The following is a 14,084-nucleotide window of genomic DNA, read 5'->3' as shown; positions in this document are numbered from 1 at the left end:
TCCATGATCTTGGGGACCCCACAAGGGTCTTCACAGCCGCGAAGGCCGAACCGGCGATGCGCAGCGCCACAAGGGGGTTACATCAGCCCCAGCGCCAGAGCGGCTGTCGTGCCGACGGCCGTCATGACCGCCAGGAGCCGCGCGTGTGACGACCACAGGTCGGACCACGATCCGTCGTCGCTGTGCGTGATGCTCGCCGCCGCCATGATCCAGCGCGCGGCCGCGAAGCCCACGGCGGCCGCCATGGCGCCGGAGAACGGCACGGCCAGCAGCATCGCGAGCAACACCAGGTGCGGCAGCGACGAAGGGGAGTAGGTACGCATGCCGGTGCCCATCTCGAACCCGAACTGCACGCCTCCGAGCGCCCGCCCGCGCCCCAGCACGCTCTCCGGCACGAGCCGCGCGTTCTCCGGGACGGGCAGCGCGATCAGCCCCGCCTCGCGGAGCACGACGGCCACGGCGACGAGCGCGAGCAGGCCGATACGGAGACTCCAGGGCAGCAACGCCTGGACCACCCCGCCGACCGCGGAGGCGACCAGGGCGACGCTCGACGCGCCGAGCAGGAGGCCGACCCCGAAGTAAGCCAGAGCACCAGAACCGCGCCAGACCGACGCGCTCAGCAGGAATGCCGAATTATGACTTCAAGTGCTGCCGGAGTTGGCATATCCGGCGTTCAGCCCGGCCAGCAGGAAGAAGAGCACCGCCGGCCCCTTCAACGCCCACGGTACGGCGGCGCCGAGCACGATCGGCACCGCCAGCACCACGGGGTGGAGCAACCGCCTGATCATCAGACGTAGCACACGGCGATCGTGACGCCGTACAGGTTGTCACCGTTGTTCCAGGCCGTATAGGTGTGCGCGTCCGAGCAGCGGTAGGTGGATCCTGCCGTCCAGCGCCAGGCGTTGCGGTTGCTGCAGGTGGTGGCGCGGTTGGAGGTGTAACCCTCGTCGTCGTACCCGCGCCAGCCCTCGAAGTGGTACCCGCCGGAGCAGGGGTAGCTTCCAATGCGGTAGCCGCCGAAACAGGCCGCCGGTCCACCCCACCACCAATTGTTGGGCTCCTCGTCGTAACCGCCGGGGTAGGCGTCGCGGCAGTTGGAGGCGGTCCACTCCGAGGTCGGACCCGCGTTGGCGGCTCTGCGCGACAGCATCCACTCGAACGGGACGAGGGTCGCGGCGATCGCGCCGACGAGCAACCCGCGCATCAGCGTCCTGCGGGAGAGGGGCGCGTCGGGGATCAGGCTCCTGACCCGGCTGGGGATCGCGCCCTCCGGGGCGGTCTCCGCTGAGGGGATCGCGTCAAGACGCATGGCTGCTCCCTTGGAAGAGCTCGGACAGGTCGGTGTCTCCGTACACGAACCGCCGGTCGGTCAGCTGTCCGGCGCTGTCGATCATGTAGACGCAGGGCGTGTAGCCCTCGTAGATCGCACTCCACAGGTCGGGGTCGACGACCTTCTCGGTCGTCCCCTCGAACGCCTCGGCCGACTCCGCACCGGCGAACAGCGCGAGCACCCGCGTGCCCGGGATGGGCCTGGCCGCGTCCCAGAGGAGGTGGCAGACGGAGCAGGCGCCGTCCAGCAGGAGGACGAGCGCCGCCTCCTGCCCCTGCCGCGGACGCAACGCCGGGGGGACGGCGCGCGGCTCGTCGGACAGGCGGGTCGAGCCCGGCCGCAGAACCGTGTGCTCCATCATCCGCAGCCGGCTGTAGAGAGCGCCGACCGCCAGGATGGCGAACACCGACACGAGCAGGGCGAGCAGCGCCAGGGCCGTGGCCAGGCTCATTCCGCCCACTCCGCCGCCAGCCCCGCCACGACCGCCTCGGGCGCGTCGCTCTTCAGCGACTCGCCCGGGCGCTTCGAGAACATCACCTCGATGACCGTGGAGGCGTTGGCGATGATGTACCTCCACTCGTACGGGGTGCCTTTCAACGCCTCGGCCTGCTCCGGGTCCAGGTTCAGCGGCTCCTTCCAGACCTCCGCGTCCCCGCGGACCGCACCCTGCCAGGAGGGGAGCTCGGCCCTGAAGCCTCGCGCGCTCTTGATGACGATCATCATCGTGGGGGTCGCGCCGACGACGGTGGAGTTGAGTTGCTGGATTCCGGCGGCGGGGGTGAGCGAGGCCCCCTCGGGGGAGTCGGTGAACGTCAGGTTCGAGGTGAGGCGGTTCAGCATGCTCCTGCGCGGGGCCGGGCCGCCGAAGTAGGTGACCGCCTCGTGGTGCGGGCCCGCGTACACGAGGCAGCTGCGCGACCGGTCGGCAGCCTCGTAGAGCACCAGGTCGAAGCCGGTGCGGCGGAAGGTCTCGACGCGGGCGCCGGGGAAGAGCCTCCTGGGGATCACGTGATGCTGTCCGGCCGGGGCCAGGTCGAACGGCCTCACGAGGGCGGGACCGGCGAACCGGGTGTGGCCGTACCAGGGGACCTTGCCCGCTTCCACGGGGAGGGTGACGGTGACGCGGGAGCCGTCGGGGGCGAGGCGGGCAATGGGGGGAGTCGCAACCACAGGAACCTCTTCGGGACGTGGGCTTCTACGGGAGAAGTGTTGATCGACTTCTCGCCCGCTGTCGATTCCGCCTGCGGTATTGCGTGAGGCGTGCCCGGGATGTTGAGGTACGACGCGAAAGCCGCCCCGCACCTGGGTGGGTGCGGGGCGGCTTTTTCGGGGATTTCGTGGGTTCTACCAGTGCAGGCCGTTGGTCGGCCACTGCCTCGGCTGGTCCTTGAGCGTGGTCTTGGCTAGTGTCACGGCGCAGCGCGTCCCGGGCGCCGGCACCTTGAGCGAGATCAGGTAAGCGTCGAACGCCAGCGTGCTGCACTCGTCCTTACCGTAGATGCGGTGCCCCCAGCCCTCGTACGTGAGCAGCACGGCCTTGGGCCCGAGCTGCCGCGCGGCGTTCGTGGCCCACGCGATCGGCGTGGCCGGGTCGTGCAGCGAGTTGCCGAGCAGCAACGGCGCGGTGCCCCGGTAACGCAGCGGGTGCTGCGGGTTGGCGGTGGGGTGGTTCATGCAGATCGGCAGGTCCTCGGTCGGCATGGGGTTGAACCGCATGTCCGGCGCGAGGCGGGCCGAACTGCGCATGAGCGCCGCGTACTCGTGGTAGTTACGCACCCTGAGGTTGTAGTCCTGGCACAGGACCGCGGTCGGCAGCTGGGCCAGCTCGCCCTGCACCGGCCCGCGGCCGGGCGGCGGCGGGATGTCGGACGGCGGCGGACCGCCGGCCATGGCGTTGAGCATCTCGCTCAGCAGCCGCCAGTCGGGCCCTTCCGTGCCGAGCACGCCCTGGTAGATGACCTGCAGTTCGGTCATCTTGAGGTCCTTGGTGCCGGGGTAGAGCAGCTCGCCACGGCGCGCCTTGGCCAGCAGGTCCTCCCACACCGCCCGGACGTCGCGGCCGTGCAGCGCGCAGCTCTCGTCCGCGTCGCACCAGCCGACGAACTGGTCGAACGCGTCCTCCGCGCCGACGCTCTCGGAGTCGAGGAAGCCCTTGACGCCGAGGCTGTGGTCCATGTTGCTGTCGAGGGCGAGCGCCCTGATCCGGTTCGGGAACAGCTCGGCGTACATCTGGCCCATCAGCGTGCCGTACGAGATGCCGTAGTAGGTCAGCTTCTCCTCGCCGAGGGCCGCGCGGATGGCGTCCATGTCGCGGGCGACGCTGGCCGAGTCGACGTGGTCGTACAGGGGGCCGGTGCGGGCACGGCAGTCCTGGCGCAGCTTCCTGCTGTAGGCGTCCCACCTGTCGAAGTCGGCCTGGTTCTTCATCACGACGTACGGCATCTGGTTGTACAGCGACGCCGAGCAGACCACCGGGTGGCTGCGCGCCACGCCTCTGGGGTCGAAGCCGACGATGTCGAAGCGGCGCTGGATGTCCTCGGTGAAGAACCCGGGCGCGCCGTACGCGGCCTCAACGCCGGAGCCGCCGGGGCCGCCCGGGTTGATCAGGAGCGAGCCGATCCTGGCCGACGGGTCGGTGGCCTTGCGCCGGGCGAGGGCGATGTCGACCTTGGGTCCACGCGGGCGGGACCAGTCAATGGGTACGGCAAGCGTCGCGCACTCGGCGGACGGCTCTTCTTCGCAGGGAGCCCAGGCGAGGCCGCCACTCTGTGCTGTGGCGACGCTGGGGGCGGACAAGAACGCTGCCACCATCAGAAAAGCGGTGGCCAATCTTCTTCGCATCCCTTGATCATCCCAGGCGGATCCGGATAGATCTCACAAATCGGTCAATTCGATCACGATGTACCTGCCGTTGGCGTAGCTGACCACGGGCCGCTGGAGCCGCTCGCCGACGGTGTGCGCGACCGTCTGGAAGAGCTCGACCATCTCCGGCGTGTCCGCGGACACCCGGAACTTGCCGTGCGTGGTCAGCGACTCGACGACCAGCGGGACGAAGTTCGCTTCCGCTCTGGCTCGCTCGTCGGAGTCGAGAGGGGTACGCCGGACTGCGGGTTGCTGAGTCATCTGCCTAGGATGTCAGCACCTTGTCCAGGAATCCCGCCAGATTGACCATGGTCCTGGCCGCCTTCTCCTCCGTGGTGAGCGACTCCTCCGGGCCGTCCGCCATGGCCTGCTTCTTGCCCCGCAGGTAGAGCGAACAGGCCAGATCCGCACAGATGTACGCCCCGACGGTGTTCCCCTGACGCCCGGCCTCCCCGGCCCGCCGCGCCGTCATCAGGGCCACCCCGCCAGCGGTGTGCGTGCTCAGGCACAGCGAGCACATGCTCCGCTGGGTGAAGTTCCCCGACCTGCCGCCGTTCCCGGATCCCAGTGCGATCCCGACCAGGCCGCCTTCTCCTTGGCTGACCAGGTAGGCGCGTTCCGGCGCACCCGGATCTCGCCAGCCTAGGAAGTCGAGGTCAGGCCATGGCAGCTCGGCGAAGTCCTTGGGCAGGCCCAGGCGCTTGGCCTCGCCCTTGCTGCAGTTGACGAAGGACGCGCGGATGTCGCGCTCAGTGATGGCTTCCATGTCCACAAAGCTATACTTCCAAGGAACGCTCTGCAAATAATTATCGATTTACCTAGGAGTCCTAGGATGCTCGCCGAGAAGCAGCTCGCAGAAGCTGCGGCCCTCCTCGCCGACGAGGTCGGCCTGGAGAACCTGACCGTGCCCGCGCTCGCCCGCAGGCTCGGCATCAAGGAGCCGAACCTGTACCCGCGCGCGAAGAACGCGCAGGAGCTGCGGGTGAGGGTGGCGCTGCTCGCCTTCGCCGAGCTCGCCGACCTGGTGGCGGCCGCGATGGCCGGCCGTTCGGGCAAGGACGCGCTGATGGCGTTCGCCAACGCCTACCGGAGCTACGCGAAGCAGCACCCGGGCCGTTATGCCGCGATGCAGATCGACCTGGACCCGGCCGTGGCCACCGCCAGCGCCGCCCCGCGGCACGCGGCGATGACGCGGGCGATCCTGCACGGCTACCAGCTGGCGGAGCCCGACCAGACGGACGCGGTACGGCTCCTGCACAGCACTTTCCACGGTTTCACGACTTTGGAGGCGGCCGACCGCTTCGCCCACAGCCCGCGCGACACCGACGCGTCCTGGTCCAGAACCTTGGACGCCCTGGACATCGTTCTCAGAAACTGGCCACGATGAGATCCTCCCCGGCGCGTGGCGATCGTCAATTCGTCCGATACGTCTTGCCGTGCCACCCAGCGCTACGGAAGGATCACTCAATTGTGAGCCCTCAGGAGAGCGTCGATCAGTTCGGTTACCGCCAGGAGTTACGCCGTGGCGTTGGGCTGACTGATCTGGTGTATTACGGCCTCATCTTCATGGTGCCGATCGCTCCTTTTGCGATCTTTGGGCTGGTTTACTCGCGTTCAGGCGGTATGCCGGTCCTCGCGTACCTCATCGGCGTGGTGGCGCTGCTGTTCACCGCCATGTCCTACGCCCAGATGGTCAAGGCGTTCCCGCTGTCCGGGTCCGTCTACAACTACGCGGGGCGGGGCATCGCGCCGCCGGTCGGGTTCATGACCGGGTGGGCGATCCTCCTCGACTACCTGCTCGTCCCCACCCTGCTCTACCTCGTCGCCGCCGTCGCCATGCACGACAGCATCCCGCAGGTCCCGATCTGGGCGTGGCTGATCTTCTTCGTGGTCCTCAACACCGCGATCAACCTGCGCGGCATCCGCATGACGATGAAGCTCACCAAGGTGATGATCATCGCCGAGCTGGTCGTCCTGGCGCTGTTCCTCGTGGTCGGGGTCTGGGCGCTGCTGCAGGGGCGCGGGCACGGGTTCAGCCTCACGCCGCTGTTCAACGCGGACACCTTCTCCTGGCCGGTCGTCTTCGCCGCCGTCTCCGTCGCCGTGCTGTCGTTCCTCGGCTTCGACGGGATCAGCATGCTCGTCGAGGAGTCCACCGGCGGCTCGGCGCAGGTCGGCAGGGCCATGCGCATCGCGCTGCTCCTGGCCGGAGCGCTGTTCATCGTGCAGGTGTGGGTGGCCGCCCTCCTGGTGCCCGACCCGGCGGGCCTCCTGACGAGCGGCAGCGGCACCGCCTTCTACGACGCCGCCGCCGTTGCGGGCGGGGAGTGGCTCAGGCAGCTCACCTCGATGGCCACCGCGATCTCCTGGGGCGTCGCCAACACGCTGGTGGCCCAGGTCGCCGTCTCCAGACTGTTGTACGCCATGGCCCGCGACCGGCAGCTCCCGTCCTTCCTCGCCAAGATCTCGGTGAGGAACTCGGTGCCCGCCAACGCCATCCTGCTCATCTCCGGGCTCTCCATCGCGCTCGGCCTGTGGATGTCCACCAGGGCCGACGGCATCGACTTCCTCAGCAGCCTGATCAACATGGGCGCGCTGGTCGCCTTCATCGTGCTGCACATCACCGTGATCGTGCACTACGCGGTGCGCGCCAGGTCCAAGGACGCGTGGTCCCACCTGATCGCGCCGCTCATCGGGATGGGCATCCTCTTCTTTGTGGTGATCAACGCCAACGTGATGGCGCAGATCGTGGGCCTGATCTGGTTCGCCGTGGGCGCACTGGTCCTCGGCCTCCTCTACGCCGTCGGCCGCCCGCCGACCCTGCAGGGGCGCGACCTGTCGAAAGAACGGGCGTGATGGATCAGCTGCCGCTCTACCAGGACCTGTTCCTGGTCTGCCATCACGAGAACGGCAAGCCGATCATCCACCGTTCCTCCATCTCACTCGGCCTGGCCGGGGCGGTGCTCATCGACCTGGCCCTGGCCGCCCGCCTGGCCCTCACCCAGGGGCGGATCGCGGTGACCGACGCCACCCCGACCGGCGACCCGATCCTCGACGCGTCCGCAGCCCTCCCCACCGAGGACGCCCGGGTGTGGGCCAAGAAGGTCGCCGCGACCGTCTATGACCGTACGCAGCAGCAGCTCGTGGCCTCCGGCGTACTCAAGGCCGTGTCGAGCAGGCGGCTCGGGCTGCTGCCGTACACGAGCTATCGGGCCGAGATGGCCTCCATCGTGCGGGCCTCGGCCGACCTGCGCTCCGTGGCCGGCGGGTGGCGCGAGGCGGACGCCAGGTGCGCGGCGCTGTGCGGGCTGGTGGTGGTGCTGCAGGTGCACACCGAGCTGTACATCAACCAGCCGCCAGGACAGCTCGGCACCACCCTGCGCGGGGTGGCCGACGGCCACTCGCCGCTGGTGAAGGACCTGGTCGCGCTGGTCGACACGCTGGTGGGCGACGCGGCGGTCGCTGTATACCGCTGACCCTGCCCTTGCCCTTTCCTGTGCGACGGGCGGGTATGAACCCCCGGTGTGGGTTGCCCGGGTACGTCACTGGTTCGGGGTGGTGGTGCCGCCCTGGCGCCTGACGATGACCGCCGTCGTCCTCCTCATCCCCGTGGCCACCGGCCTGGTCGCCGCGTACCTGACCTCCGGGACCGTGGCCGCCCTGGCGCTGGTCTTCGTGTTCCTCTCGGTCGTGGGCGCGGCCATGTCCCTGCCCGTGTGGCCGGACTACGTGCTGGTGAGCCTGACCGCGGTGGCGGGCTGCGTGGGCGGGCTGCTGGCAGCGGGCCACACCGGCTGGTCGGTAACCGTGGTTTCTCTCGCCGCGCTCCTCCAGTATTTCTTCAACCGCCGGACCGTGGCCGCCGCCTCGATGTTGCCCGTCACCGTGTTCGTCCTGGCAAGCGCGCCCGCGGGCCAGCCCGTCCTCCCCGCGGCCCTGTGGGCGGCAGCGGGCGCCGCCCTGGCGTTGCTGATCTTCAAGCTGGCCAAGGTCCACGGCTCCCCGAAACCGCTCGACCGCGTCACCGCGCTGCGCCACGCGCTGCTGCTGACCGCCTGCTGCGCCGTACTCACCTGGATCGCCTTGGAGACCCGTTTCGTCCACGGGTTGTGGCTGATCCTGACCCTCTGCCTGGTCTTCGTCCCCCACCCGGACCAGAGCCGGCGCCGAGCAGTGGACCGGATCATCGCCACCATCTCGGGCGGCGCCGCATCGGCGATCGTGCTCCTGACGATCCCCAACCGAGGCGTGGTGGTGGCGCTGGGCCTGGCCTGCATCATCCTGAGCGTCGCGTGGTCACTGAAGGACGACGTCCCTTACCGGAACTCCGTCTTCTGGACCACCCCAGGCGCGCTCCTCCTGGCCGGCGCGGGCTCCGTCGCCACTCTCGTGATGGACCGCGTCCTCGTGACGATCGCGATCGCCCTGCTGGCAGGCCTGCTCGCCGTGAGGTTCCTCCCCTAATGGGGGCGGAAGGTGGTGCGCAGGCGGTACCGGTCGCCGCTGTACTCCACGGTGGACAGCAGCACGGGCCGCTGCTCGCGGGTGTAGATCGTCTGGTCCAGGACCAGGACCGAGGCGCGCGGCTCGATTCCCAGGTGCCCGGCGAGCGCGTCGTCGGCGCTGCGGGCCTCGATGATCGCTTCTGAGCGGTCCAGCGCGACCCCCCGCTCGCGCAGCTCGGCGAAGAGGGAAGCCGACGTGAAGTCCACCTGTTCCAGGCCCGGGGCGAGCGAGGCGACGGCCACCGTGCGGTCGACGGCGATCCGCACGTCGTTGAGCAGCCGGATGCGCTGCAGGTCCAGGATCGGGCTGCCCGCTGGTACGGCCAGGCGGTCGGCCTCGTCCAGGGACGCCGGCCGTACCTCGTGAACGAGCACGACGGAACCGGGGCGCATGTGCTTGCGATGGGCCGTCGCCGTAAAGGACTCCAGGTCCTTGGGCCACTCGCGCGCCGACACCGGCGCCGCCACGAACCAGCCGCGCCCGTGCGAGGCCGTCACGATCCCACGCTCGACCAGATGCGTCAGCGCCTTGCGGAGCGTGACGCGGGAGATGTCGAGGTGCGCGCACAGCTCCCGCTCCGGAGGGAGCTTGGCCCCCGGACCCAGGCCGCGACGCTCGATCTCCTCGAGGATCAGGTCGGCGGTCTGCGACCACAGAGGCTCGGGGCTGGTGTCGCGCTGCGGTTGCATGAGCGCCGAATTTACCACCGCCCGACCCTCTGAACAAACCACATAAGACCACTATTGACCAATCGGCTACCACTGCATACCTTTACCCGAAACGCCCCCAGGTCACAGGAGGATCCACTCATGCTCAGACTCGGCGTCGCGGGTGCTCTGGCCCTGGCTCTGGTCACCGCGTGCAGCGCTCAAGGAGCCCAGACCGAGCCGACCACGCTCACCCTGCAGACCAACTGGACCACCGGCGGCCAGGAGAGCGTCCCGCTGAAGAAGGCGCTGGCCGCCTTCACCCAGAAGACCGGCGTCCAGGTCAAGGTGCTGGAGAACGGCGACGACCTCAACCAGGTCTACGAGACCGCCCTCCTGGCGGGGGAGGAGGCCGACGTGCTGCTCGTCGGGCTGCTGGAGAAGCAGCTCGACTGGGTGAAGAACGGCGCGGTCGTCCCGGCCGAGGAGTACGTGGGCGCCTGGGGGCTCACCGAGGAACTGCCCGCCGAGGCGCTGGCCGACTGGAAGGACGCCGACGGGCACCTGCGCGGCCTGCCGTACGCCGGCTTCACCTGGCCCTGGTGGTACAACAAGGCGCTGTTCGACAAGCACGGCATCCCCCTCCCCAAGACCGTCGACGACCTCGTGGCCGCGGCGGCGAAGCTGCGGGCCGCCGGGGTCGGGCCGGTCGCGATCGGCGGCAACGACTGGTCGGGGCAGAAGGTCTTCCTGCAGGTACTGGAGACCTACCTCGACGCCGAGGCGGCCAGGAAGGTGTTCGCCGAGGGCGGCATCTGCGCCAACCCCGGCGCGATGAAGGGCGTCGAGCTGTTCGTGAAGCTGCGCGACGCCGGCGTGTTCGTCGACGGCGTCGAGGGGCTGACCGCCGACCAGGCCTCGGCGCTGTACTTCAGCGGCAAGGCGGCGATCGCGCCCATCGGTTCGTGGTCCTACCTGTCCACGGACGCGGCCCCGCTGGCCGAGAGCACCGTCCTGGGCGGTATGCCCGTGTCCACCAGCGGCACCTACGCCAAGCCGAACGCCTTCCGCGGTTCGACCTCGGCCGGCTGGTGGATCAGCCCCAACGGCAAGAAGAAGCTCGACGCGGTCAAGCAGCTGATCCAGTACATGTACCAGCCGGAGGTGCTGCAGTCGATGGTCGCCGACGGCGGCATCACCATGGCGACCAACGGCAACGCCACGTCCGGCAACAGCCTGCTCGCGCAGTCGTTCACCGAGCTGCCCAAGGCCGTGGACTTCGCGGTCATGCCCGACCTGTACGTGCCGGCGAACGTGGGCAACCCCCTGTACCGGGCCACCTCGGTCGCCTTCACCAAGGGCAACGACGCCAAGAAGATCTGCGCCGCGGTCGACGCCGTGTACCGGGCAGCCAAGTGAGAAAGATCGGCTTCACGCTGCCGGCGCTGGGCTGGTTCCTGGTCTTCACGGTCGGGCCGCTGGCCAGCCTGTTCTACTTCTCCCTCACCGACTGGCGCGGGCTGATCGCCCCGCGCACCTTCGTGGGCCTGGAGAACTTCCGGCGGCTGGTCGGCGACCCCGTCTTCCACCAGGCGGTGCTCAACACGCTGAGCCAGCTCGTGATCTCGCTGCCCATCGTGGTCGCCGGCGCCTTCATGATCGCCTACTACCTGTCGCTGAAGCCGCGCGGGCACCGGTTCGTCCGGGCGGTGCTCTTCACCCCGGTGCTGCTGTCCGCGCCCGCGCTCGCGATGGTCTTCGTGGGCGTCTTCGCCCCCTCCGGGCTGGTCAACGGCCTCCTGGAGAGCATCGGCCTCAGCGGCAGGCCGTGGCTGGCGAGCGACTCCACGGCCTCGATCGCGATCATGGTGGTCATCGTGTGGTCGTCGATGTCGGTGTCCGCGGTGATGCTGGCCGCCCGGCTGAACAACGTGCCGGCCGAGCTGTTCGAGGCGGCGGGCCTGGACGGTTGCGGGCACTGGCGGCGCATGTGGACGATCGCCTGGCCCATCTGCCGCGACTTCGTCGGTGTGGTGACGATGCTGCAGTTCCTGTGGACGCTGTTCTCCTCCGCGGCCGTGGTGCTGCTGCTCACCCGCGGCGGGCCCGGCACCTCGACGGTGAACCTGTCCTTCCTGGTCTACGACTACGCCTTCAACCAGTCGAAGGTCGGGTACAGCCAGGCCATCGCGGTGATGCTGTTCGTCGTCGGCGTGTTCGGGCTGCTCGGCATCCGCCGGCTGTTCCGGCAGAGCTACTGAGAAAGGATGACCGTGCGACGCTCCGGCCCGCTCATGTACCTCGCCCACGCCGCGGTGTGGTTCTACGTCCTGCTCCTGCTCGTGCCGATCTACTACCTGGTCGTGTCCGCCTTCAAGAACAACGTCGGCATCCTGTCGGCTCCCTTCTCGCCCTTCACGGGGCTGGAGCTGGGCAACTTCGGCAAGGCCATGAGCAACGCCTCGCTCGGCCCCGGGCTGGTCAACCAGGCCTACGTCACGGTGGCGGCCAACGCGCTGACCCTCGCGCTCGCCGTACCCGCCGCCTTCGCGCTCGCGCGGACCAGAGGACGCGTCGGGGCCGTGATCGAGCGGGTCTTCGCGCTCGGGTTCCTCGTGCCGGGCTTCGCGGCCCTGGTCCCGACCGTGATGTTGTCGATCATGATGGGGTTGTTCCACATGCGGGAGTTCCTCATCGTGTTCCTGCCCGCCAGCGCGCTGCCGCTGTCGGTCATCCTGCTCACCCAGGCCATGCGGGCCATCCCCAGGGACCTGGAGGAGTCGGCGGTGCTGGACGGCGCGGGCGCCTGGCAGCTGCTGCGCTCGGTCTACTTCCCGCTGTCGGTCCCGACGCTGACCGTGGTGCTGATCCTGAACTTCCTGTCGTTCTGGAACGAGTATTTCTTCGCGCTCGTGATCACCGGTCCCGACACGGCGGTGCGGACCGCGCAGGTCGCGCTGCCGACGCTGTCGATGGCCAACGCCTCGCAGTACGGCGTGCTGGCCGCCGGAATCGTGATCACCCTCGTCCCGGTCTACGTCCTCTACGTGTTCTTCGCCGACAAGATGGAAAGGGCGGTGCTCGCAGGTGCTCTCAAGGGATGAACCCGTCGTGCTGGCCGCACACCTCGGCTACTCGCTGGGCGCTTCGAAGGCAGTCGTCGTACGGTTGCCCGCCGGGTCGGCGCTGCGCCAGGTGCTGCTGCTGCCGCAGGACGGGAGCCAGCCGGTCGAGCTGAGCCCCGGGCCGGTGGAGGAGGTGGCCGGGTGGAGCATCGGGCCGTTCAGCCGGGTGGAGCTGCCCGGCGAGCTGGCACCTGGCCGCTACGCCGTACGAGCGACCACGGCGGACGGGCGGAGCGGCGCGTGCGAGCCCTTCACCGTCGAGCCCGACCGCCTGCAGCGGCAGACCATGTCCGACGTCCTCGCCTACTTCAGGGCGATGCGCTCCAGCGGCGAGATCGACCGCAAGGACCGCCGGGCGGCGTTCTGGGGGGACGAGTCGGGCGCGACCGTCGACGCGCGCGGCGGCTGGCTGGACGCCAGCGGCGACACCAGCAAGTTCCTCAGCCACCTGACCTACACGCGCGAGATGAGCCCGCAGCAGATCCCGCTGTGCGCGTGGGCGATGATGGCCGCCGCGGACGAGATCGCCCAGACGCATCCGGCACTGACCCGGTCGCTGGGCGCCCGCCTGCGCGACGAGGCGCTGTGGGGCGCCGACTTCCTGGTCCGGTTCCGCTCGGACGAGGGCTACTTCTACACCGGCATCTTCGACGCGCTGACCAAGCGCCTGGACGAGCGGGTCGTCACCGCGCCGCTGCCGGAATGCGTGCGCACCGACCGCTACCAGGCCGCCTACCGGCAGGGTGGCGGCATGGCCATCGCCGCGCTCGCCCGCGCCGCCACCCTGGACGACGACGGCGACTTCAGCCGCGCCGACTACCTGGCCGCCGCGCGGCAGGGCTTCGACCACCTCGAAGAGCACAACCTCGACTATCTCCACGACGGCGTCGAATCCATCGTGGACGACTACACGGCGCTCATGGCCGCCACGGAACTGGTCGCGGCGGGCGTGGACGCCGTCGCCGCCGCCGAGCGCCGGGCCCGCTCCCTCATCGGCCGCCACGAGTGGTTCGTCCACGCGGTGGAGGCGGGACTCCCCGTGCTGGCGTTGCTCAGGTTCGCCGACGTCCTGCCCGACTCGCTCCTCGCTTGTCAGGCCAGGCCGGTGGCCGTGCGCGTCATGCTCGACCTCCTGGAACGCTCCCGCAGCGTCGCCAACCCCTTCGGCTACCCGCGCCAGCGCGAGGCGTTCTTCTACCCGCACGACAACGAGACCGGCTACTGGTGGCAGGGCGAGAACGCCACGATCGCCTCGCTGTCGGCCGCCGCCTCCGCCTGCGCCCGGCTGGACGAGGTCGGGGAGGCCGACCGGCGTCGCCTGGACGCCTTCGCCGACGACCAGCTCGCCTGGATCACCGGGCGCAACCCCTTCGACACCTGCATGATCCAGGGCCGCGGACGCAACAACGTGGACTACGCCTCGGACTTCCCCAACCTGCCCGGCGGGATCGTCAACGGGATCACCTCCGGCTGGAGCGACGAGGACGACATCGCCTTCCTCCCCGCTGACGCGCCGCCCGGCGAATCCTGGCGCTGGGCCGAGCAGTGGATCCCGCACGCCGGTTGGTTCCTGCTGGCCGTCGCCTCCGCCCGCTCCTGAAAGGACCGCTCACC

17 protein-coding genes are annotated in these 14,084 nt (G+C 69.4%); 8 read left to right on the top strand and 9 right to left on the bottom strand.

Features of this window, described 5'->3' with window-relative positions; all coding sequences use genetic code 11:
- Positions 1-77: 77 nt before the first annotated feature.
- The 8 genes from ACIBG8_RS26150 to ACIBG8_RS26115 all read right to left on the bottom strand — a co-directional run bounded on the left by ACIBG8_RS26150 (position 78) and on the right by ACIBG8_RS26115 (position 4,958).
- Entirely contained in the window at positions 78-503 is a 426-nt protein-coding gene (locus tag ACIBG8_RS26150; RefSeq protein ID WP_397345555.1) for a hypothetical protein, read from the bottom strand.
- A 138-nt stretch (positions 504-641) separates the two neighbouring features.
- Positions 642-788, bottom strand: coding sequence for a hypothetical protein (locus tag ACIBG8_RS26145; RefSeq protein WP_397345554.1), 147 nt, complete (start codon positions 786-788; stop codon positions 642-644).
- Positions 788-1,309 carry a hypothetical protein gene (locus tag ACIBG8_RS26140; RefSeq protein ID WP_397345553.1) on the bottom strand — a complete coding sequence of 174 codons (522 nt, stop codon included), beginning with the start codon at positions 1,307-1,309 and terminating at the stop codon, positions 788-790. The genes ACIBG8_RS26145 and ACIBG8_RS26140 overlap by 1 nt, the downstream gene beginning before the upstream one ends.
- Entirely contained in the window at positions 1,299-1,781 is a 483-nt protein-coding gene (locus ACIBG8_RS26135; protein ID WP_397345552.1) for a hypothetical protein, read from the bottom strand. Before ACIBG8_RS26135 ends, ACIBG8_RS26140 begins: the two co-directional genes overlap by 11 nt.
- Entirely contained in the window at positions 1,778-2,500 is a 723-nt protein-coding gene (locus tag ACIBG8_RS26130; RefSeq protein WP_397345551.1) for a hypothetical protein, read from the bottom strand. Before ACIBG8_RS26130 ends, ACIBG8_RS26135 begins: the two co-directional genes overlap by 4 nt.
- Positions 2,501-2,674: 174 nt before the next feature.
- A complete protein-coding gene (locus tag ACIBG8_RS26125) occupies positions 2,675-4,171 on the bottom strand; it encodes an alpha/beta fold hydrolase (RefSeq protein ID WP_397345550.1) in 1,497 nt (498 codons plus the stop codon).
- Between the two features lie 33 nt (positions 4,172-4,204).
- On the bottom strand, positions 4,205-4,453 hold the full coding sequence (locus ACIBG8_RS26120; RefSeq protein ID WP_397345549.1) for a hypothetical protein: 249 nt from the start codon (positions 4,451-4,453) through the stop codon (positions 4,205-4,207).
- A gap of 4 nt (positions 4,454-4,457) precedes the next feature.
- Positions 4,458-4,958: an FBP domain-containing protein gene (locus ACIBG8_RS26115; RefSeq protein WP_397345548.1), complete on the bottom strand. Its 501-nt coding sequence runs from the start codon at positions 4,956-4,958 to the stop codon at positions 4,458-4,460.
- A 66-nt stretch (positions 4,959-5,024) separates the two neighbouring features.
- Between ACIBG8_RS26115 and ACIBG8_RS26110 the strand changes: the two genes are divergently transcribed.
- From ACIBG8_RS26110 to ACIBG8_RS26095, 4 genes are all read left to right on the top strand, one after another.
- Positions 5,025-5,579, top strand: a complete 555-nt coding sequence (locus tag ACIBG8_RS26110) for a WHG domain-containing protein (RefSeq protein WP_397345547.1) — start codon at positions 5,025-5,027, stop codon at positions 5,577-5,579.
- A gap of 83 nt (positions 5,580-5,662) precedes the next feature.
- Complete coding sequence (locus tag ACIBG8_RS26105) at positions 5,663-7,048, top strand: APC family permease (RefSeq protein ID WP_397345546.1); 1,386 nt, start codon at positions 5,663-5,665, stop codon at positions 7,046-7,048.
- Positions 7,048-7,668 (top strand): GPP34 family phosphoprotein, encoded by a 621-nt coding sequence (locus ACIBG8_RS26100; protein ID WP_397346189.1) that lies wholly within the window; start codon positions 7,048-7,050, stop codon positions 7,666-7,668. Before ACIBG8_RS26105 ends, ACIBG8_RS26100 begins: the two co-directional genes overlap by 1 nt.
- Positions 7,669-7,714: 46 nt before the next feature.
- On the top strand, positions 7,715-8,656 hold the full coding sequence (locus tag ACIBG8_RS26095; RefSeq protein WP_397345545.1) for an FUSC family protein: 942 nt from the start codon (positions 7,715-7,717) through the stop codon (positions 8,654-8,656).
- On the opposite strand, the gene ACIBG8_RS26090 is transcribed toward ACIBG8_RS26095, so the two are convergent.
- A complete protein-coding gene (locus tag ACIBG8_RS26090; protein ID WP_397345544.1) occupies positions 8,653-9,387 on the bottom strand; it encodes a GntR family transcriptional regulator in 735 nt (244 codons plus the stop codon). The genes ACIBG8_RS26095 and ACIBG8_RS26090 overlap by 4 nt on opposite strands.
- Positions 9,388-9,507: 120 nt before the next feature.
- On the opposite strand from ACIBG8_RS26090, the gene ACIBG8_RS26085 reads away from it, so the two are divergent.
- From ACIBG8_RS26085 to ACIBG8_RS26070, 4 genes are read left to right on the top strand one after another with little or no spacing between them, the layout of a single operon-like run.
- Positions 9,508-10,764 carry an ABC transporter substrate-binding protein gene (locus tag ACIBG8_RS26085; protein ID WP_397345543.1) on the top strand — a complete coding sequence of 419 codons (1,257 nt, stop codon included), beginning with the start codon at positions 9,508-9,510 and terminating at the stop codon, positions 10,762-10,764.
- On the top strand, positions 10,761-11,606 hold the full coding sequence (locus tag ACIBG8_RS26080) for a carbohydrate ABC transporter permease (protein ID WP_397345542.1): 846 nt from the start codon (positions 10,761-10,763) through the stop codon (positions 11,604-11,606). The genes ACIBG8_RS26085 and ACIBG8_RS26080 overlap by 4 nt, the downstream gene beginning before the upstream one ends.
- 6 nt (positions 11,607-11,612) lie before the next feature.
- Complete coding sequence (locus ACIBG8_RS26075) at positions 11,613-12,449, top strand: carbohydrate ABC transporter permease (protein WP_397345541.1); 837 nt, start codon at positions 11,613-11,615, stop codon at positions 12,447-12,449.
- Between the two features lie 7 nt (positions 12,450-12,456).
- Positions 12,457-14,070, top strand: a complete 1,614-nt coding sequence (locus tag ACIBG8_RS26070; RefSeq protein ID WP_397345540.1) for a glycoside hydrolase family 9 protein — start codon at positions 12,457-12,459, stop codon at positions 14,068-14,070.
- Positions 14,071-14,084: the final 14 nt, after the last annotated feature.

It is taken from the genome of Nonomuraea sp. NPDC050556 (assembly GCF_044457355.1).
Lineage (GTDB): Bacteria > Actinomycetota > Actinomycetes > Streptosporangiales > Streptosporangiaceae > Nonomuraea.
This window is presented reverse-complemented; position numbering and strand designations above follow the sequence as displayed.

Coding starts and splice junctions, on each gene's coding strand:
- ACIBG8_RS26145 (WP_397345554.1), bottom strand. CDS start 788: ATGATCAGGCGGTTGCTCCACCCCGTGGTGCTGGCGGTGCCGATCGTG.
- ACIBG8_RS26140 (WP_397345553.1), bottom strand. CDS start 1,309: ATGCGTCTTGACGCGATCCCCTCAGCGGAGACCGCCCCGGAGGGCGCG.
- ACIBG8_RS26135 (WP_397345552.1), bottom strand. CDS start 1,781: ATGAGCCTGGCCACGGCCCTGGCGCTGCTCGCCCTGCTCGTGTCGGTG.
- ACIBG8_RS26125 (WP_397345550.1), bottom strand. CDS start 4,171: ATGCGAAGAAGATTGGCCACCGCTTTTCTGATGGTGGCAGCGTTCTTG.
- ACIBG8_RS26120 (WP_397345549.1), bottom strand. CDS start 4,453: ATGACTCAGCAACCCGCAGTCCGGCGTACCCCTCTCGACTCCGACGAG.
- ACIBG8_RS26115 (WP_397345548.1), bottom strand. CDS start 4,958: ATGGAAGCCATCACTGAGCGCGACATCCGCGCGTCCTTCGTCAACTGC.
- ACIBG8_RS26110 (WP_397345547.1), top strand. CDS start 5,025: ATGCTCGCCGAGAAGCAGCTCGCAGAAGCTGCGGCCCTCCTCGCCGAC.
- ACIBG8_RS26100 (WP_397346189.1), top strand. CDS start 7,048: ATGGATCAGCTGCCGCTCTACCAGGACCTGTTCCTGGTCTGCCATCAC.
- ACIBG8_RS26090 (WP_397345544.1), bottom strand. CDS start 9,387: ATGCAACCGCAGCGCGACACCAGCCCCGAGCCTCTGTGGTCGCAGACC.
- ACIBG8_RS26085 (WP_397345543.1), top strand. CDS start 9,508: ATGCTCAGACTCGGCGTCGCGGGTGCTCTGGCCCTGGCTCTGGTCACC.
- ACIBG8_RS26075 (WP_397345541.1), top strand. CDS start 11,613: ATGACCGTGCGACGCTCCGGCCCGCTCATGTACCTCGCCCACGCCGCG.